Source organism: Salinisphaera japonica YTM-1, from assembly GCF_003788585.1.
Taxonomy (GTDB): Bacteria; Pseudomonadota; Gammaproteobacteria; order Nevskiales; family Salinisphaeraceae; genus Salinisphaera; species Salinisphaera japonica.
Map to the genome: position 1 here is coordinate 14688 of NZ_AYKG01000018.1, position 19754 is coordinate 34441.

The following is a 19754-nucleotide window of genomic DNA, read 5'->3' on the forward strand; positions in this document are numbered from 1 at the left end:
TCGGATCGTGCTATGGGCCAGTCAAGATACGAGATCGCCACGCAGCGACGGGGCGTATCGGCGGCGCGTGGGGCCGGGATGGCCTTGCTGTCGTGCTGGGCACTGTCGCCGGTCTGGGCAGCGCCGGGTGCCGCGGCGCCAGCTGATGCATCCAAACCGGCAAGTGCGCAGCCCAGCGCCGTGACGTTTGATAGCCGCCTGCTCAGCGGCAAAGCCCGAGACCGCGATTTATCGGCCTACCGACAGGGCAATCCGGTCGAACCCGGCACTTATACGTTGGATATTTACGTCAACGATAAATGGCAGGGCCAGCGCCGGCTGCGTTTTCGACGGCTTCCGGATACCAAGACCGCTGCGCCGTGCTTCGAGCGGTCGGATTTGATGAGTTTTGGCGTGGATCTGACCCGCCTTAAGCCATCTGAAGACGATGCCTGTCGCCGGATACAACAATGGCTGCCGGCGGCCGCGACCCACTACGACCAGAGCCGGCTGCGTTACGACATCACGATTCCTCAGGCGGATCTGGCCGACACGATTCGCGGTGCGGTGCCGCGTAGTGCGTGGTCGCGGGGTATCGATGCCGGGCTTGCCCAGTACGACTTCGATCTCTATCAGCGTGACAGCAGTCAGTTCGACACCTCCAGACAGGGTTATCTGTCGTTCATGGCGGGCTTCAATCTGGCGGGGTGGCAGTTTCGTAGCGACCAGATCGTTCGCTGGGCCGAGAACGATGGCTTTGCCAATGATCGCACGCGTACTTTCGTGCAACGCCCGTTTCCGGCTATCCGCAGCGAGCTGACGGCAGGCGAGAACTTTACCGACGGGCGGATCTTCGATTCGTTCGGGTATCGCGGCGTGGAGCTGGCCTCTGACGATCGAATGCTGCCGCGGGCGCAGAGAGGCTATGCGCCGGTCGTGCGCGGCCAGGCCAATTCCAACGCCCGGGTCGAAATACGTCAGAACGGTCAGCTCATCTACCAGACCAGTGTTTCGCCGGGGCCGTTCGCAATCCGCGATCTGTATCCCACCGGCTATGGCGGCGACTTGAACGTCACCGTGATCGAGGCAAATGGCCGGCGAAGACGTTTTTCCGTGCCCTATGCCAGCGTGCCCGGCCTGCTGCGACCCGGCATATCGCGCTACAGCCTCGTGGCCGGGCAGTTTCGTGAGGACGGCGCAGACGACCCGTTCGTATTGCAAGGCACCTGGCGCCATGGCTTCACCAATCTATTGACCGGTTATACGGGCATCAATGTGAGCCAGGGCTATGCCGCGGTTACGTTGGGTAGCGCGCTCAACACGCCCCTGGGCGCGTTCGCGCTTGATGTGACCCACGCGCGCACCGAGTTTTCTGGCCGGGCCACGCAGAGCGGGCAGAGTTATGAGGCGACGTACAGCCGTAGCCTGGGCGGGTTAGGCACGACGTTGAATCTGGTGGCTTATCGTTATTCCAGCGCCGGTTATTACGAGCTGGATCGCGCGCTGCGCCTGCGCGAGCGAGACGCCGACAACTTCGACCCGTTCTTTCGTGGCCGCCAGCGCAATCGCGGCCAGCTGAGTATTAATCAGCGCCTTGGCGCGCGGGGCGGGGCGTTTTATCTGACCGGCTCGGTACAGGACTACTGGAATCAGGACGGTACCAGCACGAACTACCAGGCCGGCTATCGTAACCAGTTCAAGCAGCTGACCTATGGTTTATCGGTCGAAAACCGACGCTATGTCGCCGAGCGTGACGAGATGCGCGTCACTCTGAATCTGACGTTGCCGCTAGGGGCTGGCCGGGCCAATCCGGTATTCGCCAATTCGAGCACCGATTTTGACGATGCAGGCTATGCCGGCAGCCGTCTTGGCCTCAGTAGCTCGATCGGGCGCCATCAGAACATCACCTGGAATGCCTCGGTCAGCGACCAGGACGGCAGCCGGCCCGGGGCTGATGCCACGGTAGCCTATCGTAGCCCGGTGTCGACGCTGCGAGCCGGTTACAGTTATGGCGATGACGCCCGCCAACTCAGCCTGGGCGCACGCGGCTCGCTGGTAGCCCATAAAGACGGCCTGACGTTTTCGCCACAACAGGGCGAGAACATGGTTCTGGTGCACGCCGATGGTGCCGAAGGCGCCCGGATCGTCAATTCAGTGGGGGCCAGCATCAACGATGATGGCTATGGGCTGGTGGCCTATGCCACGCCTTATCAGATGAATCGTATCCAGCTTGATCCCAGCAATACGCCCAACGATATCGCCCTGGAAACAACGTCCAAGGAGATCGTGCCTTGGGCCGGCTCGATCACACGTCTGGATTTCTCGACCGTGGCTGGTGATCCGATACTCATTCGTGTGCAGACCACCGATCAGCGCACGATACCGCTGGGCAGTGACGTCACGGATCAGACCAGCGGCGAGCAGGTCGGGCTGGTCGGGCAAGGCAACCAGATCTATTTTCGCAGCTATGAGAGCCATGGCCGTCTGGCCATCCAGTGGGGCCCGCGCGACGATCAGCGCTGTGTCTTCGACTATGCCTATGACGCCGATATCGATACCGAAGGCCAGATACGTCAACTGACCGCGCGATGCGAGGACGATCGATGAAGCCGTCAGCAGGCTGTTTGTCCGCTCGTGTGCTGCTGTTTTGCATCATCTTTTTCGGTGTCATGGACGCGCACGCTGCATGCCGGGTGGATCCCGGTCTTTTCAGTAATTATTCACCCCCTGTGGTGACTCTTGATTTCAACCAGCTGGTGGTCGCGCCGAGCGCACAGCCGGGCGACGTGCTGGCGACCGCGCGCGGCAGTGTGGCGCAGCGAAGCAATCTCGTGCGCTGTAATCTGTTCGGGGGTGGCACGCGAGGCGATGTGCTGGCACCACCGAGTGCGCTCTCGCCGGATATCTTTGACTCGGGCGTGCCTGGCGTGGGCATCCGGTTGCGTCAACGGGCCAGCAACAATCCGCGCGGGTTGTTCATCGTTGATCCTTATGAGGGGGCCAACAACAGTGGTTTCAGCAGCGGTCTGCTCGGTTTTCTGCGGCTGGATCTGCCCGAACTAGAAATCATCGCAGAAGCGGTTCGCACCGCGGAATCGCTCACCGCCGGCACGCTGCGCGGTGGCACGTTCTCGCGTTTCGTCACCGACAACGGCGATGCAGACACAATCTTCACGACCCGGCTCAACGGGCGTGTCGTGGGCTCGACCTGCGAGGTCAGCGGCCCGCGCAATATCTCGGTGGCGTTGCCGCCGGTCTCGATCACGATGTTCGAGGCCCCTGGCAGCACGGCGGGCCAGACCCCGTTCGAGATCGCTCTGTCCTGCAACGGTATCGAGGATGCGCGAGATCGGGTGGCGATCACGCTGGATTACAGCGCGGCAGGCGCGTTGGCCGATCGCGGCGTGATTGCCAATGCCGCCACACGTGACGCAGCGCGCGGCATTGGTATCCAGGTGCTCGACGGTGCCGAGACCCCGGCGCCGCCGAATACACCGGTCGATATGCGCGCGCTACGGTTGGGCCGCACTCAGAGCGCGCTGTCGTTCGCAGCGCGTTACTACCAAACAGAAACCGCGCCGTCGGCCGGGCAGGTACAGGCCATGGCCCGTTTCATGATCGTCTATCCCTGAACAAGGGAATCCGTGGATTCTCTTGCGTCACGGCTCCGGCATGCTGTCAGCCGCCGCCATGATCGGCCGGAATCGGCTTGGCATCGGCGCTGATGCGATAAAGCACATAAGGCTTGTCGCGGGCGTCATGACCGGCGCGATACTGCGGTTGGCGGTGGAGCTGGTTGGCCGTGACGTAGATATCGCCGTTCGGGCCGATCGAGAGCGTATCCGGCCAGAGCAGGCGCGGATCATAGGCCAGCGTGGACCATTCGTGGCCGTTAGCCGTCGGGTCGAGTACGTGGATGGCGTTGTGCTCGTAGTCGGTGGCATACAGCCGGCCGGCGGCGTCCATGAGCAGGCCATCGGAGGCGCCTTTCTCGCCGATCGTGCTGACCTGTTTTTCGAGTGCTTCATCAGAGATTTCGCGATCGCGCAGGCCGGCGGTCGGCACGCTGTAGAGCGTGCGTCCGGATAGCGCCGAGTAATACAGCGTGGCGCCGTCGGGCGAGAGCGCGATACCGTCGGCCGGAATCGCCGGCACCTTGGGTGTGCCCTGGCCGTCGTCGAGCATCATGTAGCGGCCTTCCACGATCGGGCGAAACCCGGCCTCGGCAGACGTCGAGGCCGTGCCCGAGAGCTTGCGCCAAGCCCTGCCGCTGGCCAGATCCACCACGATGATCGCGCCCGGGCCGGTGAACGATGAATCGGTGATATAGGCGATACCGGCCGGGCCCTTGGCGGTATCGATACGCACGTCGTTTAGATACGTGTTTTTCAAAGCCGCGTTGTTAGGCAGCACGATCGTACGGTCGATCTTGTTCGTGGCGAGATCCACGGACACGAGCTTGGCGCCGCGTGCCAACGGGCCGGCCTTGTCATAGCCGCTGGCCGGCAGGACGCCCGTATCCAGCAGCCAAAGATGCCCGTCGCCCGGTGCCACCACGCTCTGCACGCTGACCAGGTGTTCGGCCGGTGCTGAAATATCCAGCGTATTGATCTTTTTCGACGGATAGGCACGTTCTTCATCGCCAACCAGCTCGGCGACCGTATAGGTGGGGTGATCACCCCAGCGCGGGTAGGAGACGAAACGACGCCCGTCCGTGGTGACGCTCAAACCGGTGGGCATCTGGTCGTGGAACAGAAAATCAGCCGTCAGAGCCCCAATCGGTTCTGCCTGCGCCAGATCCTGCGACGATGGCTCGGCGTTTTCGTCGGCTGCGATGGCGGTGCCCGGTAGAGCGAGCCCGGCCAAGGTGGCCAGCGTAGCCAGCGTGATCCAGTGGTTTGGCATGTGCGTGTCCAGATGAGCGGTTATCGATAGCCTAACGGAGAACGGGTTGATCGAAGAGAGGGCCGGCGAGGCACGGTTTGTGTCATCGCGGGTTTTATGTATATTTATACAATGAATCAAGAGAGTAATGCCATGAACGAACCCAAGAATCCGGACAACGAGCCCGAGAACAGCAATCTCGAGAAAGCGCCCAAGAACTGGACCACCGGTGACGAGGCGATGACCGGGGCACAAGCCTCGTATCTGCAGACGCTGTGTGAAGAGGCCGGCGAGCGCTTTGACGAGAACATGACCAAGGCCGATGCCTCGAAGAAAATCGACGAGCTACAGAACAAGACCGGCCGCGGCGAGGGCTAGAACCTTTCCGTGCTTGCTGGATCAGCACAGTGCGTTAGCGTTCGGTTGGGCTTGCTAGGGCGTTTATCGTTCCGATCGGCGTAGACGCGTGTTGCGCGCGATCGAGCAGGGTGAATCAACCCGGGTCGCAGCGGCTCGTTTTGAGACCAGTACAGCGAGGACGATTCCATAGGCCAATCAATAGCGATTGATTGGCCATCGAACGGCTTTGTGAAAGTCCATCAAAGATCAGCCAGCCAATGCTGTATCTCGTGCCGGGCTCAGCTGTCCGCCATCTCCCGAACCGATCATTCAGTCGCCGACTCGCCATGCCACCAACCCCGCATCTGCGTCATCTGCGGATAGAAAAGAATGGCTGCGCCTGCGCGGCGGGGTGTTCTAGCGGGCCAGCGCGGTCAGCGTGTTGCCAAGCAGCCGGTAGAACGTTTCGACCGAGGCGATATCGACCCGCTCGGCCGGCGAGTGCGCGCCGCGGATCGTCGGCCCGAACGAGATCATCTCGAGTGCCGGGTATTTCGCCCCGATAAGCCCGCATTCCAGGCCGGCGTGGAGCACGACGACACGCGGCGGCGCGCCTGTTGTTTCGGCGTGGACCGCCTGAAAGCGGGCCAGCAGGCCACTATCGGCATCGGGCGCCCAGCCCGGATAGCCATGCGCCACGCCGGGCGAAAACCCGTGCGCGGCCAAGTGCCGGGCGATCGACTCAGCCAGCCGGTCGCGCTCGGTATCGACCAGCGAGCGGACCATGAGCTGGGCGGTGAGCTGGCCGTCGCTTAGTTGAACAACCCCGATATTGTTCGAGGTCTCGACCGTGCCGGGTGCTTGGTCGCTCATCGCGGCGACGCCGTAGGGCAGGCCTGCGAGCATGTCGATTACGGTCTTGGAGGCTGTGGCCGTCAGGGCCGAGGTCGCGGTCGTTGTGTCCGTATCGATCCGGATCGACAGGTTTTGATCCTCGGTCACGAGCGTATCGTCCAGCGAGGCACGAAAACGCGCGATCATGTCGGTAACGGCTTCGATATCGCCGCCCGGCACTGCGATCGTGGCGCGGGTGTGGCGTGTGATCGCGTTGTCCATACGGCCGCCGTCGAGGACGACCAGATGCGGCGCGTGGGGGCTGAGAGAGGCCAACAGACGCGCCATCAGCACGTTGGCACTGGTGCGCCCGGTATGGATATCCATACCGGAGTGGCCGCCGGCCAGCCCGCTGATCTCAATGGCCAGCAGCCTGTGCCCGTCAGGCAGGGCGGCTGTGTCACAGCGCTCATCCAGGCTGACGTTGGCGCCGCCGGCACAGCCGATACAGATATCGCCGGCCTCCTCGGTATCCAGATTCAGCAGATAATCGGCGCTAAGCCAGTCGGGCGCCAGACGCGCCGCGCCGACCAGCGAAACTTCTTCGGCGACCGTTAATAACACCTCGAGCGGCCCGTGCTCGATCGTCTCGTCCTCGAGTATGGCCAGGGCCGCGGCCACGCCGATCCCGTTGTCCGCACCCAGTGTGGTGTCTGTGGCCATCAGCCAGCCGTCGACGACTCTAGGCCGGATGGCATCCCGGGTGAAGTCGTGCACAACGTGGGGTTCGGCCTCGGCCACCATGTCGACATGGGCCTGGAGGGCAACGGTGGGTGCGGCCTCGTGCCCGGCCGTGGCGGGTTGGGTGATCAACAGATTGCCGGCGGCGTCCTGTGTACAGGCCAGGCCGCGTGCCTCGGCCCAATCGACGATGCGAGCCTGTATCGCGGCCTCGTGCCACGACGGGCGCGGCGTGTTGCAAAGCACATCGAAATGACGCCACAGCGGGGCGGGCGTGAGTGTTTCAAGTGCGGTATTCATCGATCGATCTCTTGCATGAGTCTTCGGCCAGCATAAGAGGGCATGAGGGCTTGACCAAGCGCTAAGCGCCGACCAGCTCGGCGTGCAGCCAATCGATCACGCGCTGCTTGTTGGTGTCGATCGCCTCGGGGGCGGCGCTGTAGACCGATAAGCCCCGGGGCAGATTCATGGCCGCGGCCAGCGGGCGGACCAGTTGCCCGGTATCGATGAGATGTTCCAGCCCGCGTTGCCAGCCCAGGGCGATACCCTGGCCCATCAGCGCGGACTGGATCACCACCGGGTAGTTGTCGAACGTGGCCCCGCGTGGCGTGGCCACGCGCGCGCCGACGCCGGCCAGCCAGTCGTTCCAGGACAGCCAGCCGTCTTTCGGGTCGTCGCGGCAGTGCAGGATATCGTAATCCGCCAGGTCGGCCGGGGTCAGGCTGTATTGACCGGCAATCGCCGGGCTACAGACCGGGAACACGGCATCAGGCACGGAATAGATCGGCGTGAGCGCGCCGGCCGGGCGCGTGCCGCATTGCAGGGCGAGATCAAAGGCGGTCTCAGCGTGGCTCAGGGGCTGGGTCGAGGCATTGACCCGCAGGCGCAGATCCGGATGACTGGCATGAAAAGCCGGTAGACGCGGAATGAGCCAGTACATGGCCACATAAAGCTCGGCCAGAAGCACGATATCGTCATCATCGCGGCGAGACCGCAGCGTTTCGGCGCTACTGGCCATGGTTTCCAGGCCGCTGGCCACGGCGCGTGCCAGCTCCTCACCGGCTGCGGTGAGCACGACGGCGCGATGCCGCCGCTCGAACAGGGCCAGCCCCAGGTCATCTTCAAGCGCGCGGATCTGGCGGCTTACCGCGGCCTGGGTCATCGACAGCTCGGCGGCGGCCTGTGTGAAGCTCTCCAGGCGGGCGGCGGCTTCAAAAGGCAGAAGCGTGGCCAGTGGCGGCAGGCTGCGGCGTAGGCGATTCATGCATTTGATATTACCTGAAGTAATGCCAGCGAATCGAAATATCGTGTGACGGGGGCATGAGTCGGGCTCAGGATTAGCCGCACTCATCCCGCCACCGCCCGCCCTATGCAACAGGTCCTAATGCGTTCGACCCTGCAGAACCAGTCGTTTGGCGGCCTGGCTTATATCGTGCTGGCGGCCGTGGTGCTGGCGCTGGGTGACGGCCTGGTCAAGCTGCTTTCGGAGCAGATCAGTGTGTGGCAGCTCGTCGTACTGCGGGGGCTGGTGGCGGTGCCGTTGCTGGGCGTGTTCATGTGGCGCTTTGCGCGCCACGGTCTGCGCGCCACGCATCGGTTCTGGGTGGGGGTGCGCAGCCTGCTGCTGGTTGCGATGTGGATTCTGGTCTATCTGGCCCTGGCCGGCCTGGCGTTGCCGACGGTATCGGCCGCGCTTTATACCGCGCCGCTCATCATCACGCTGCTGTGTGCGCTCGAGCCCGGCCGGCGGCTGGCGCTGGGCGAAATCGGGGCCGTCATTCTCGGCTTCATCGGGGTTTTGGTATTGCTGCGCCCGGGCACCAGCGCGTTTTCACCGATGCTGTGGTTGCCGCTGGCCGGGGCCGTACTCTATGCGCTGGCCGCGCTGATCACGGCCACGAAATGTCGGGATGAATCGCCGCTCGTGATGTCGATGGGTGTACAGATCGCGTTTTTGGGCGTCGGCCTGATCGCGCTCGGCGTTTTTGCGGTTGTCGACATGCCGACGAGCTGGCAACAGGCCGCCCCGTTCGTGGCCCGTGGCTGGCCGGCGTTTGCAGGCATGGATCTGTCGGTGCTCGCCGGCTTGATCGTGGCGCTGGCGGTGATTGCTGTTTTGGCCAGTGCCGCCATGGGCCGGGCTTATCAGATGGCGCCGGCCCCGCTGGTCGCTGCCGGTGACTACAGCTATCTGGTGTTTTCCACGCTCTGGGGGTTTCTGCTGTTCGGCCATTTGCCGGATCAGTGGGGTGTGGTCGGTATGGCGTTGATCGCGATGGCCGGGCTGTATGCGACCCGCGGCGGCGGAAACGATCATGGCAACGGCGACCGGGCCTCGGGCCGACATCGCCTCGGGCAAGACAGCCGATCGCGCCGTGCACGACCGCGGCTTCTGCGTCGTGAGCGGTTGCCCAACGCCCCGGCGTAGGGCGTGCCGTCACAAGATAAGCCGGCCCCTTTGGGGTTGCTCGCGCCGGACGCGCCATGACGCGTTACGGACCTTGACCGTGGCGGGCCACGCTCGGCGGCCCGCGCCTTGCCTGACACGCCCGGCGCGGGCAATGCGACGGCATATCCTATGACGGCACGCCCTAGGCCGTGGCAGACAACAAGCACGCATAAAAAAGCCGGCGCCTCAGCGCCGGCTCTCCAATCTCTTGCCGGTCGGCTAGCTCAGCTTGTCGCGAGCCTTGTCTTTCGTTTCGCCGACCTTGTTCTGGACCTTGCCCTTGTTCTTCTGGGCCTTGCCCTCGGCTTCCTGTTCTTCGTCGCCGGTCAGCTTGCCAACCTGCTCTTTAACAGTGCCCTTGATCTTATCGAGCGTGCCTTCTTTACGATCGTCGTCAACCATGAGAACTCTCCGGTTCTGTGCGGCCGGACAATCGATGACCGGCCGGATACGAAATTAAGCGTATCGATGTAACGGTGATTGAAACCGATGGATCGACATCGACCCATGACTGGACATTAGACCTTTTTTTTAGCGTTGGCGATACGTAGCGCTATCGGCACGTTCAGCAGGCATTTAGCTAGCGGTTAACCAGCATTTCTTATTTTTGGGCGCTTTCGATGAAACTGTTCAGCCAATCCCGGCCCGGCGCGCCAACCTTGGATTGCCATTTGCCTTGTGCGTCCTTGTAAACCAGCGTGGGGGTACCGCTGCCGCCGGCGGCCGCCATCTGCTTGGCGTGCGCGTCCAGCACGTTCTGGATATCGGCGTCGATGTCCTCGATTGGCTTGATACCGCCGCTCTCGCTGGCCTCGTCGAAGCCGGCCTCGTTCTTGGCGAATGCCTTGGCCGGGTCGTCGGCGGTGAGAATAGCCGCAGCCCGCCCGGCACTCGTGTCTTTCAAGAAACCGACCATGGCCCATTGCAGCTGTAGCTTGTTGTTTTTGACCAGCGGGGCGGCCTGATCAGAGAACTTGTGGCAATAGATACAGTTCGGATCGGCGAAGACATAGATCTTCGGCGCCTTGTCCGGGCCCTGCTGTACCAGATGGCCCGTTGCTTCAAGCTGTTGGGCGATCTTGGCGAGATCGGGCTTGGGCACGTATTTTTCGGTGTAGGCCGCCGACAGGTTCTTGCCGTCCGGTGAGACGATACGCCCGACGATCAGATAGCCGTTCTCGCTGTAGACGATCTGATGCTGGCCGGACTGAGACAACACGTAGCCGGTCAGGCCCGGAACGTCAGTCTTGAACGAGCGCACGACCTCGAGCTGGCCGGATTTGACCGACTGCTGGAGCGCTTTGGGTAAATCGGCTACGGCGGGTTTGTCGGTACTCGATGCGTTATCGGCGGCCAGCGCGCCAGCGCTCGGGCCGGCCAGCAGCGCGAACGTGACGAGACAGGTGCCTAGCAGGCCATACCCGCGGCGAGCGATTGAAATGGGTTGGGACATCATCGATCTCTCCGAGACGAAAATCTTGAAACACCGTAAATCTAGCATTAACGCCCGTTCGCCCATCTGAATCATCGATCAGGGATCCGGCGCGTCATCCGCCAACGGCGCCAGCGGCAGCGCACTGCGGCTACTGCGGGCCAGATCGCCGCCGCCGAGCGTCTTGTACAGCGTGACCAGATTGATCTCGCGCGCCAGGCGTCGCTGGATCGCGTTCTGTTGAGAGGTATAGAGCGTGCGCTGCTCGATCAGCGTATCCAGATAGCTGTCGGTTCCGGCGCGATAACGTGCCTGTGATAGCCGATACGAGCGCTGATTGGCGGCCACAAGCGCGGTTTGAGAGGTGATCTGGTCATCGATCGTGGCCCGCAGGGCCAGGGCATCGGCCACTTCACGAAACGCGGTTCGCAGGGTTTGCTCGTAGGTCTGGGTATCGATCTCGCGCTGGATACGTGCCAGCGCCAGCTGGGCGGCTCGAGAGCCGCCGTCGAAGATCGGGACATCGATTTGTGGGGTTACGCTCCAGGAGCGATTGTTGTCGGCAAACAGCCCGGTCAGCCCGCGGGTGGCCCACCCGGTGGCCGCGGTCAGGCTGATACGCGGGAAAAACGCGGCCCGGGCCGCGCCGATCGAGGCATAGTCGCCGGCCAGGCGGTATTCGGCGGCGATGACGTCGGGCCGGTCGAGCAACACTTCGGAGGGCACGCCGGCTGGCAAACGTTCGATAACAGCCTGTTCAGGCAAACGTGCCTCGGGCAGCAGCCCGGGCGCCAGCGTGGTGCCGGCGACCAGATTGAGCGCGTTTTCATCCTGGGCCACCTGGGCGACGAGCGAGGCGATATCCACGCGTACGGCTTCGACCGCCGAGCGCGCGTTGGCCACGTCCGAGCCCGAGGCGATGCCGTAATCATGGCGCGCGTTGACCAGGCGCAGGCTGGCCAGGCGATTGGTCAGCGTGTTGCGGGCAAGTGCGAGCAGTGCCTTGTCGGCCGCCAGGGTAAGCCAGTTGGCCGCCACCTCGCCGATCAGGCTGATCTGGGCCGTACGGCGATCGGCCGTGGTCGCCAGCAGGCTTTGAACGGCGGCCGCACGCTGATTGCGAAGACGCCCGAATATATCTAGCTCGTAGCTGGAAAACCCGATTTCAGTCGACAGCGACTCGGAGATCGCGCTCTGGTTGGCCAGGTTGCCGCTGGCGGTGTCGTCGCCGCCGGCGGTACGCCCGGAACGCGAGAAGGTGGCACTCGTGCTGGACGAAATCGAGGGAAACAGATCGGCGTTGATATCAGCGACCTGGGCGCGGGCGGCCGCGATATTGAGCGTGGCCACGGCCAGATCACGATTGTGCGATAGCGCGGTCGAGACCACCTCGCGCAGACGATCATCGATGAAGAAATCGCGCCAGCCCAGCATCGAGACATCGGCCCCCGGCTTGGCCGGCGGTGTCCCGTAGATATCCACCCCGGGCCAGACCCCCGGAATGACCGGCGCCGGTGATTCGTACTCCGGCGCCAGATTCACGCAGCCCGCCAGCGTGACCATGAGCGCGGCCGTGACAAACCCCAGGGCGAGCGTGCAGCTTGAACATCGGTGCCTCATGCCAGACGCTTCCAGCCGGCGCGACAGATCACGAAGAACACCGGCACGAATACCAGCGCCAGCGTGGTCGCTGCGATCATGCCGCCGAATACCCCGGTGCCTACCGAGTGTCGCGCGCCAGCGCCCGCTCCGGTGGCGATCACCAAGGGCAGCACGCCCATGCCAAAAGCCAACGAGGTCATCAGAATCGGGCGTAGCCGCAGGCCCACGGCCTCGATGGCAGCCTCGCGCAACGTTCGGCCTTCGCCCGCCAACTGGTGCGCATATTCCACGATCAGAATCGCGTTCTTGGCCGCCAGGCCAATGGTGGCAAGCAGCCCCACCTGGAAATACACATCCAGCGACAATCCGCGCAGCGCGACTGCAAGCAGCGCACCGGCCACGCCGAGTGGCACCACCAGCATCACTGCCAACGGGATCGACCAGCTTTCGTAAAGCGCGGCCAGGCAAAGAAAGACAAAACCGATCGACAGGCCGTAGAGCAGCGGCGCCTGGGCCCCGGCCTGTTGCTGCTGTAGCGAGATACCCGACCACTCGTAGCCGATGCCCTCGGGCAAGTCGGCCACCAGATCATCGACATGGCCCATGGCCGTGGTCATGGCGACACCCGGTGCCGGCTGACCGGAGATCTGATACGCCGCCAGGCCGTTATAGCGCTCAAGCTCTGGCAGACCGGTGGTCCAGTGTGTGCTGGCGAAGGCCGAGAACGGCACCATATCGCCGGCCTCGTTGCGTACATACCAACGATCCAGATCATCGGGCTGCATCCGATAGGGCGTATCGCCGGCCATGAAGATACGCTTGACCCGGCCGTCGTAGATGAAATCGTCGATATAAGAGCCGCCAAAGGCCGCCGACAGGGTATTGTTGATATCGCCGATGGCCAGCCCCAGGGATGCGGCCTTTGCGTCATCGATATCGATGGCGAACTGGGCGGCCGGGTCGGTCGTCTCACTGCGCATCTGGGACAGCGCCGGGTCGGCCCGTGCAGCGCTCAGAAACGCTTCGCGCGCCTGGGTGAGGGCATCGCGGCCCAGTCCACCCAGATCCTCGAGCTGTAGCTCGAAGCCGGCTGCATCGCCCAGATTACGCAGCACCGGCGGGTTCAGTACATAGACCTGTGCATCGCGGATCTTGGATAGCGCAGCCGTGGCTTTCGCCGCGATGGCCTCGGCGCCGGTGTTATCTCCCGTGCGCTCGTGCCAGTCCACCAGATGCACGAAGGCGCGCCCGGTGTTCTGGCCCGAGCTGCCCGCGATCGTGAAGATTGATTCGACGTTGGGCTGGGCCTGGAAATAAGCATCCACCTGTTCCATCACGTCAACCGTGCGCTGCGAGGTGGCCCCCGGCGGCAGCTGGATCGAAACCCGCAGCACGCCCTGATCCTCCGAGGGCAGGAAATTGCCGGGCAGTACCGAAAACAGCCAGACCACCAGGGCCACGATCGCGACCATAACGAGCATCACCAGCGCGCGCGCTCGAATGGCCCGGGCGCTGAGCGCCTGTACGCCACCACGCAGACGATCCAGTGCCGCGTTGAAGCTGGCCAGCAGACGGCCCGGGGCCCGTCGCTGGCCCGGTGGCTTGAGCAGCGCGGCACACAGGGCAGGTGTGAGAATGAGTGCGACGCCGATCGAGAGCACCATCGCCGCCACGACCGTGACCGAGAACTGACGATAGATCACGCCCGTGGCCCCGGGGAAAAACGCCATCGGCACGAACACGGCTGTCAGCACCAGCACGATACCCACCAGCGCGCCCTGGATCTCGCGCATGGAGGCCAGGGTGGCCGCACGCGGGGACAGATCCCGCTCGGCCATGATGCGCTCAACGTTCTCGACCACCACGATGGCGTCATCGACCAGCAGGCCGATCGCCAGTACCAGAGCAAAGAGCGTGAGCGTGTTGATCGAGTAACCAAACGCCGCCAGCACCCCGAAGGTACCCAGGATCACCACGGGCACGGCCAGGGCTGGAATCAGCGTGGCCCGCAGGTTCTGTAGAAACAAGAACATGATCGCCACGACCAGCACGATCGCGATGAGCAGGGTCTCGACCACTTCGGCGATCGATTCCTCCACGAACGGCGTGGTGTCGAAAGCGGTGTGGGCTTCCAGGCCCGGCGGGAAGAAATCTTTCAGGCCGTCCAGCCGGGCATGCACGTTTTCGGCGCTGCCCACGGCGTTGGCACCGGCAGCCAGCTCCAGGCCCAGCCCGGCCGCGCGATGGCCGTTATAGCGAGCGATTTCGGAGTATTCATCCGAGCCGATCTCCACGCGGGCCACGTCAGACAGATGCACCAGCGAGCCGTCGGCGGCGGCTTTGACCACGATGTCCTTGAACTGGCTCACCGCGGTCAGGCGGCTGCGGGCACGGATCGTGGCGTTCAACTGCTGGCCCGGGGCGGCGGGCAGGCCGCCCAGTTCACCGGCCGAGACGTTGGCGTTCTGGGCCTCGACCGCGGCGCGCACATCGGCGGGCATGAGGTTGTACTGGTTCAGCCGGTCCGGGTCGAGCCAGATCCGCAGCGCGTATTCGGCGCCGAAGTTGCGCGCCTGGCTGATGCCGCTCACCCGGGCCAGCGGGTCGGTCAGCGTGCTGGCGATATAATCGCCGATATCGGCCTCGTCCATCGAGCCATCGGTCGAGGACAGGGCGAACACCAGAAAATAGTTGCCGCCGGATTGATACGTGCGCACCCCGCGCTGCTGCACCTCGGCCGGCAGACGGGCCAGTGCGCCCTGGAGCTCGTTCTGAACCTGGACCTGGGCGATATCGGGATCGGTGCCCGAGGTGAAGGTCAGGCGTACACGGGCATCACCCGAGGAATCCGAGCTGGACTGGATATACAGCAGGTTGTCGATGCCGGTCATCGACTGCTCGATGATCTGGGTCACCGAGTTCTGGGTGGTCTGGGCGTTGGCCCCGATATAGGTCGCCGAGACCGTGATCGTGGGTGGGGCGATCTCGGGGTATTGCTCGAGCGGCAGGGTGAAGATCGACAACAGCCCGGCCAGGCTGATCACGATCGCGATCACCAGGGCAAAAATCGGCCGGGCGATGAAAAACGCTGACATCAGTCCGCCGATGCCGGGTTTGTTGTCTGAGCGATCAGCCGCCCGTCCTGCATGGTCAACCGGGTCACCGCGACCGCGTCACCGGGTTTTACCTTGCCCATGCCCTGCACGATCAACCGATCGCCGGCGGCCAGACCGTCACGCACGCGCCAGCGATTATCCTCGGTGGCCCCGGCCAGGGTGACCTGGCGCTCGGCCACATGGTCGGTTTCGTCGACCACAAGAGCGGTGGGCTTGCCGGCGCTGCTGCGATCGATGCCCTGCTGGGGCACGAGCAGGGCCCGCGTATCGATGCCCTGAACAAGCGAGGCCTGGACATACATGCCCGGCAATAGATCATGCGCCGGATTGGCCACGATGGCCCGCAGCATCACCGAGCCGGTATCGGCATCGACCTGCACACTGGTGAACTGCAGCCGGCCGTCGAGTACCAGATCCGCGCCCTCGGGCGAGACCTTGACCGGGGCGGCCTGATCATCGTCGGTGGCCAGCGCGCCCGAGGCCACGGCCTGTTTCAGGCGTAGATACTGGGCCGCCGACTGCTGGATATCCACGAAGATCGGGTCCAGCTGGGTGATGGTCGTCAGCGGGTCGGTCTGGTTCGTGGTGACCAGCGCGCCCGGCGTGACCCGCGAGGCGCCGATCTGACCGTCGATGGGCGCACGGAGCCGTGTGAAATCCAGATTGATACGTGCCGTCTTGACCGCTGCGTTTGCGGTCGCGATATCGGCCTTGTCCTGGGCCAGGGTGGCCTGGGCGTTGTCGCGCTCCTGCTTGCTGATGGCATCGATCGCGGCCAGCTCGGTATAGCGCTGGGCCAGCGGTTCGTCGGACTGCAGCCGTGCACGAGCCTGGGCCAGCTCGGCCTGGGCCTGATCCAGCGCGGCCTCATAGCGCGAGGACTCGATCTCATAGAGCACGTCACCGGCGGCCACGCTCGCCCCCTCGGTGAAGCGTCGTTTCTCCACGATGCCCTGAATCTGAGGGCGCACCTCGGCCTGGGTCTTGGCGCGCGTGCGCCCGGGCAGGCTCTGGCGCACGGTATAGCGCGATGCCTTGACCGTGATCACGCCCACCTCGGCCGGGCGCTCCGGGCCGGTCTGTGTTGCCGGCGAATCACAGCCGGCCAGGCACAGGCCGAGTACGCCCGCCACGCCGATCAGCAAGGCGCGTTTGATTGAAACCATAGGAATGATCATTACACAGGCAAGTCTACCCGAGGCGCGCCGGGGGCCGGCATACGCGCCGTGCGCGATTGCCAAGCGGGGACGCGGGCGACTGCGGTAAGATCGAGGTCTGTAATTGCCTGCCAATCTCGCGATGAACGATTCCCGTGACGGCTCGGATCAGCCCGGGTCTGCCCATACGACCGTAGATTTCGGATACGAACAAGTCGATCGCGCGGCCAAGCAGGGCCGCGTGGGTCAGGTCTTTGATTCCGTGGCCGACAACTACGACGTCATGAACGATCTGATGTCCATGGGCGTACATCGGCTGTGGAAGCGTTTCACCATCAGCCTGGCCGCCCTGCGCGCGGGCGACAGGGTGCTGGATCTGGCCAGCGGCACGGGGGATCTGGCCGCCGGTTTTGCCAAGAAGGTGGGCCCCACGGGCCGCGTTCTGATGTCAGACATCAACGCCGCCATGCTGGCCAATGGGCGTAATCGCATGATCGATCGGGGCATTGTCTCCAATATCGATTATTGCCTGGCCAACGCCGAAAAGCTGCCCTTCGCTGATGATTCGTTCGATGCCGTGACTATCGCCTTTGGCCTGCGCAACGTCACCGACAAGGATGCGGCCCTGGCCGAAATGGCGCGCGTGACGCGCCCCGGCGGCCGCACGATCGTGCTCGAGTTCTCCAAGCCGGCGGTGCCGGGGCTGGGCCCGATCTATGATCGTTATTCGTTCTCGGTGCTGCCGTGGCTGGGTAAGAACGTGGCCCGCGACGAAGACAGCTATCGCTATCTGGCCGAGTCGATTCGGATGCATCCCGACCAGGAAACGCTCAAGGACATGATGACCAACGCCGGCTTCGTGCGCTGTGGCTATCACAACCTGACCGGCGGCATCGTGGCCGTGCACCGCGGGTACGCACCGTGAGTGCGGGCCAGACACACGAGCGCCAGCATTTCGCCAGCCTGCCCGGCCCGGCCCGCGGGGCCGCCGAGATCGCGCTGAACCAGTACCTGGGTGCCGATGAAGCCGCGCTGGCGCGGGCCGCGGCGTTGGCCGGCCGCTCGTTGTCGATCGGCCTGACCGATCTGGGCCTGGCCGTGACCTTCGTGGCCGAGGCCCACGGGATACAGATTGTGGGCGCGCCGACCGGCGAGCCCGATGTCTATCTGGCCGGGCGCTCGGCTGATTTCGCGCGTGTGTTCTTCGCGGCCGGCTCGCAGTCGCTCATGGGCGCGGGCCTGCGGATCGAGGGCGATATCGGTATCGCCCAACAGTTCGCTGATCTGTTCGCTCGGGTGGATTTCAATATCGGCGATCTGCTGGATGCGCGTTTTGGCCCCGTGGCTGGGCATCTGCTCGAGCGCGGGTTCAATACCGCGTCTGGCCTGTTCGCTCGGTTTCGTGCCGAGTTCCCGAGCCAGGCGGCGGAATATCTGCGCGAAGAAACCCGCGACGTGGTGGGTGCGTATGAGCATGAGCGCCTGGCCGACGAGGTGGTCTCGTTGCGTGACGACATCGAGCGTGCCGCGGCCCGACTCAAGCGCGTAGAAAGGAATCGTTGATGGCCTTTAAATCGGTGGATCGCACCCGTCGTCTGTTTGAAATACTGGCCACCGTGCGCCGCTACGGCCTGGGCGAGCTGGCCGGTGATGCCGCCCCCCGTTGGCTGGTGGGGGCCAAGAAAGATCACGATGCCCCGGTCGCCGAGCGCCTGCGTCTGGCCCTGGAAGAGCTGGGGCCGGTGTTCATCAAGTTCGGGCAGATGCTCTCCACCCGGCGCGATCTGTTGCCGCCGGGCATGGCCGAAGAACTCTCGCGGCTGCAGGACGATGTGCCGCCTTTCAAGGGCGCCAAGGCCCGCGAACTGATCGAGGCGGCCTATGGCCATTCACTCGATAAGTTCTTCGCCGAATTCGACGAAGAGCCGATGGCCGCGGCCTCGATCGCCCAGGTGCATGCCGCGCGTCTGCACCCCCAGGGGGACGAGAAGGGTGAACAGACCCAAGGTGCTACGGTCGTGGTCAAGGTCTTGCGCCCGGATGTCCACGAACGCGTGGTGCGCGATGTGGCCGTCATGTACTGGCTGGCCGGGCTGGCGGCGCGTTTTCATCCCGAGGCCGAGCGGCTGCGCCCGGTCGAGATCGTGGCCGAGTATGACCGCATCATCTCCGACGAGCTGGATCTGCTGCGTGAAGGCGCCAATGCCAGCCAACTGGGGCGGAACTGGGCCGGCTCGGATCTGATCGTCCACCCGACGATCTATTTCGACTACAGCACCGAAAACGTGCTGGTCATGGAGCACATGCACGGCACGCCCATCGACGACGTCGAGACGCTGGTCGCGGCGGGGGCCGACTTCAAGGCGCTGGCCGAGCGCGGCGTGGAGATCTTTTTCAAGCAGGTCTTTCGCGACAATTTCTTCCACGCCGACATGCATCCGGGCAATATCCAGGTCCAGCTCGATAACCCACAACGCCCGCGCTATATCGGCCTGGATTTCGGCATCGTGGGCTCGCTCACACCGCAGGATCAGCGTTATCTGGCCGAGAATTTCCTGGCGTTCTTCAACCAGAACTATCGCCGGATCGCCGAGCTGCACGTGGAATCCGGCTGGATGCCGGCCGATACCTCGATCGAGGATTTCGAAGGCGCGATCCGTACCGTCTCCGAGCCGATCATGAACAAGCCGCTGGCCGAGATATCCTTCGGGCTGTTCCTGTTGCGGCTGTTCAAGATCGCGCGTCGATACAACTACCAGGTCCAGCCACAGCTGGTGCTGCTCCAGAAGACCGTGCTCAACGTGGAAGGCCTGGGGCGGGATCTCTACCCGCAGCTGGATCTATGGGCCACGGCCAAGCCGATCCTCGAAGGCTGGATGCGCAACCGCGCCGACCCGAGACGGGCCGCCGAGCGCATGCGTAACCAGTTGCCCGAGATCATGGATGCGCTGCCCACGCTTGCCCCCAAGCTCATGGCTTATGCCCGCGACGGCGAAACACCCGGCAGCCGTCGCCTGACCCAGTCGTTGACGGATATCAAGCACGAGCTGACCTCGGCCCGCCGTGCCATGCGCTGGACGCTGGTCGGCACCGGGCTGGTGGTGGCATCGGCCCTGGTTTTTGTCTATCCGCCGATGCCGCACTGGGTATCGATTGTCGGCGGCGTGGCCGGGCTGGCGGCCTGGATACGCGCCTGGCGCGGCTCGGCCCGGCAGTGATCG

15 protein-coding genes are annotated in these 19754 nt (G+C 64.0%); 7 read left to right on the forward strand and 8 right to left on the reverse strand.

Annotation, left to right across the window (positions count from 1 at the left end):
* Nucleotides 1–12: 12 nt before the first annotated feature.
* Together SAJA_RS06930 and SAJA_RS06935 are read left to right on the forward strand one after the other, a co-directional pair.
* Nucleotides 13–2586 carry a fimbria/pilus outer membrane usher protein gene (locus SAJA_RS06930; protein WP_123657941.1) on the forward strand — a complete coding sequence of 858 codons (2574 nt, stop codon included), beginning with the start codon at nucleotides 13–15 and terminating at the stop codon, nucleotides 2584–2586.
* Nucleotides 2587–2708: 122 nt separating this feature from the next.
* On the forward strand, nucleotides 2709–3611 hold the full coding sequence (locus SAJA_RS06935; protein WP_184999787.1) for a fimbrial protein: 903 nt from the start codon (nucleotides 2709–2711) through the stop codon (nucleotides 3609–3611).
* Nucleotides 3612–3657: 46 nt separating this feature from the next.
* On the opposite strand, the gene SAJA_RS06940 is transcribed toward SAJA_RS06935, so the two are convergent.
* Complete coding sequence (locus tag SAJA_RS06940; protein WP_123657943.1) at nucleotides 3658–4884, reverse strand: L-dopachrome tautomerase-related protein; 1227 nt, start codon at nucleotides 4882–4884, stop codon at nucleotides 3658–3660.
* Nucleotides 4885–5016: 132 nt separating this feature from the next.
* Here SAJA_RS06940 and SAJA_RS06945 point away from each other — a divergent pair, with 132 nt between their 5' ends.
* A complete protein-coding gene (locus SAJA_RS06945) occupies nucleotides 5017–5241 on the forward strand; it encodes a DUF3072 domain-containing protein (protein ID WP_123657944.1) in 225 nt (74 codons plus the stop codon).
* Nucleotides 5242–5619: 378 nt separating this feature from the next.
* On the opposite strand, the gene pepD is transcribed toward SAJA_RS06945, so the two are convergent.
* Both pepD and SAJA_RS06955 read right to left on the reverse strand, forming a co-directional pair.
* Nucleotides 5620–7077: a beta-Ala-His dipeptidase gene (gene pepD, locus SAJA_RS06950; protein WP_123657945.1), complete on the reverse strand. Its 1458-nt coding sequence runs from the start codon at nucleotides 7075–7077 to the stop codon at nucleotides 5620–5622.
* A 61-nt stretch (nucleotides 7078–7138) separates the two neighbouring features.
* Nucleotides 7139–8041: a LysR substrate-binding domain-containing protein gene (locus SAJA_RS06955; protein WP_184999788.1), complete on the reverse strand. Its 903-nt coding sequence runs from the start codon at nucleotides 8039–8041 to the stop codon at nucleotides 7139–7141.
* A gap of 105 nt (nucleotides 8042–8146) precedes the next feature.
* On the opposite strand from SAJA_RS06955, the gene SAJA_RS06960 reads away from it, so the two are divergent.
* Nucleotides 8147–9205: a DMT family transporter gene (locus SAJA_RS06960; RefSeq protein WP_123657947.1), complete on the forward strand. Its 1059-nt coding sequence runs from the start codon at nucleotides 8147–8149 to the stop codon at nucleotides 9203–9205.
* Between the two features lie 240 nt (nucleotides 9206–9445).
* Here SAJA_RS06960 and SAJA_RS06965 read toward each other — a convergent pair whose 3' ends face one another.
* The 5 genes from SAJA_RS06965 to SAJA_RS06985 form a co-directional block, all read right to left on the reverse strand.
* Nucleotides 9446–9628 (reverse strand): CsbD family protein, encoded by a 183-nt coding sequence (locus tag SAJA_RS06965; protein WP_123657948.1) that lies wholly within the window; start codon nucleotides 9626–9628, stop codon nucleotides 9446–9448.
* Nucleotides 9629–9827: 199 nt separating this feature from the next.
* Entirely contained in the window at nucleotides 9828–10679 is an 852-nt protein-coding gene (gene dsbG / locus SAJA_RS06970) for a thiol:disulfide interchange protein DsbG (RefSeq protein ID WP_184999789.1), read from the reverse strand.
* A 78-nt stretch (nucleotides 10680–10757) separates the two neighbouring features.
* The gene (locus SAJA_RS06975) at nucleotides 10758–12278 is read right to left on the reverse strand and encodes an efflux transporter outer membrane subunit (protein WP_123657950.1); all 1521 of its coding nucleotides are present in this window, start codon (nucleotides 12276–12278) and stop codon (nucleotides 10758–10760) included.
* Nucleotides 12275–15355 carry an efflux RND transporter permease subunit gene (locus SAJA_RS06980; protein WP_123657951.1) on the reverse strand — a complete coding sequence of 1027 codons (3081 nt, stop codon included), beginning with the start codon at nucleotides 15353–15355 and terminating at the stop codon, nucleotides 12275–12277. Before SAJA_RS06980 ends, SAJA_RS06975 begins: the two co-directional genes overlap by 4 nt.
* Nucleotides 15355–16542, reverse strand: coding sequence for an efflux RND transporter periplasmic adaptor subunit (locus SAJA_RS06985; protein WP_184999790.1), 1188 nt, complete (start codon nucleotides 16540–16542; stop codon nucleotides 15355–15357). The genes SAJA_RS06980 and SAJA_RS06985 overlap by 1 nt, the downstream gene beginning before the upstream one ends.
* Before the next feature lie 133 nt (nucleotides 16543–16675).
* Between SAJA_RS06985 and ubiE the strand changes: the two genes are divergently transcribed.
* From ubiE to ubiB, 3 genes are read left to right on the forward strand one after another with little or no spacing between them, the layout of a single operon-like run.
* A complete protein-coding gene (ubiE, locus tag SAJA_RS06990; protein WP_123657953.1) occupies nucleotides 16676–17458 on the forward strand; it encodes a bifunctional demethylmenaquinone methyltransferase/2-methoxy-6-polyprenyl-1,4-benzoquinol methylase UbiE in 783 nt (260 codons plus the stop codon).
* Nucleotides 17455–18096 carry a ubiquinone biosynthesis accessory factor UbiJ gene (locus SAJA_RS06995; RefSeq protein ID WP_184999791.1) on the forward strand — a complete coding sequence of 214 codons (642 nt, stop codon included), beginning with the start codon at nucleotides 17455–17457 and terminating at the stop codon, nucleotides 18094–18096. Before ubiE ends, SAJA_RS06995 begins: the two co-directional genes overlap by 4 nt.
* Nucleotides 18096–19751, forward strand: coding sequence for a ubiquinone biosynthesis regulatory protein kinase UbiB (gene ubiB / locus SAJA_RS07000; protein WP_123657955.1), 1656 nt, complete (start codon nucleotides 18096–18098; stop codon nucleotides 19749–19751). The genes SAJA_RS06995 and ubiB overlap by 1 nt, the downstream gene beginning before the upstream one ends.
* The last annotated feature ends 3 nt before the right edge of the window (nucleotides 19752–19754 follow it).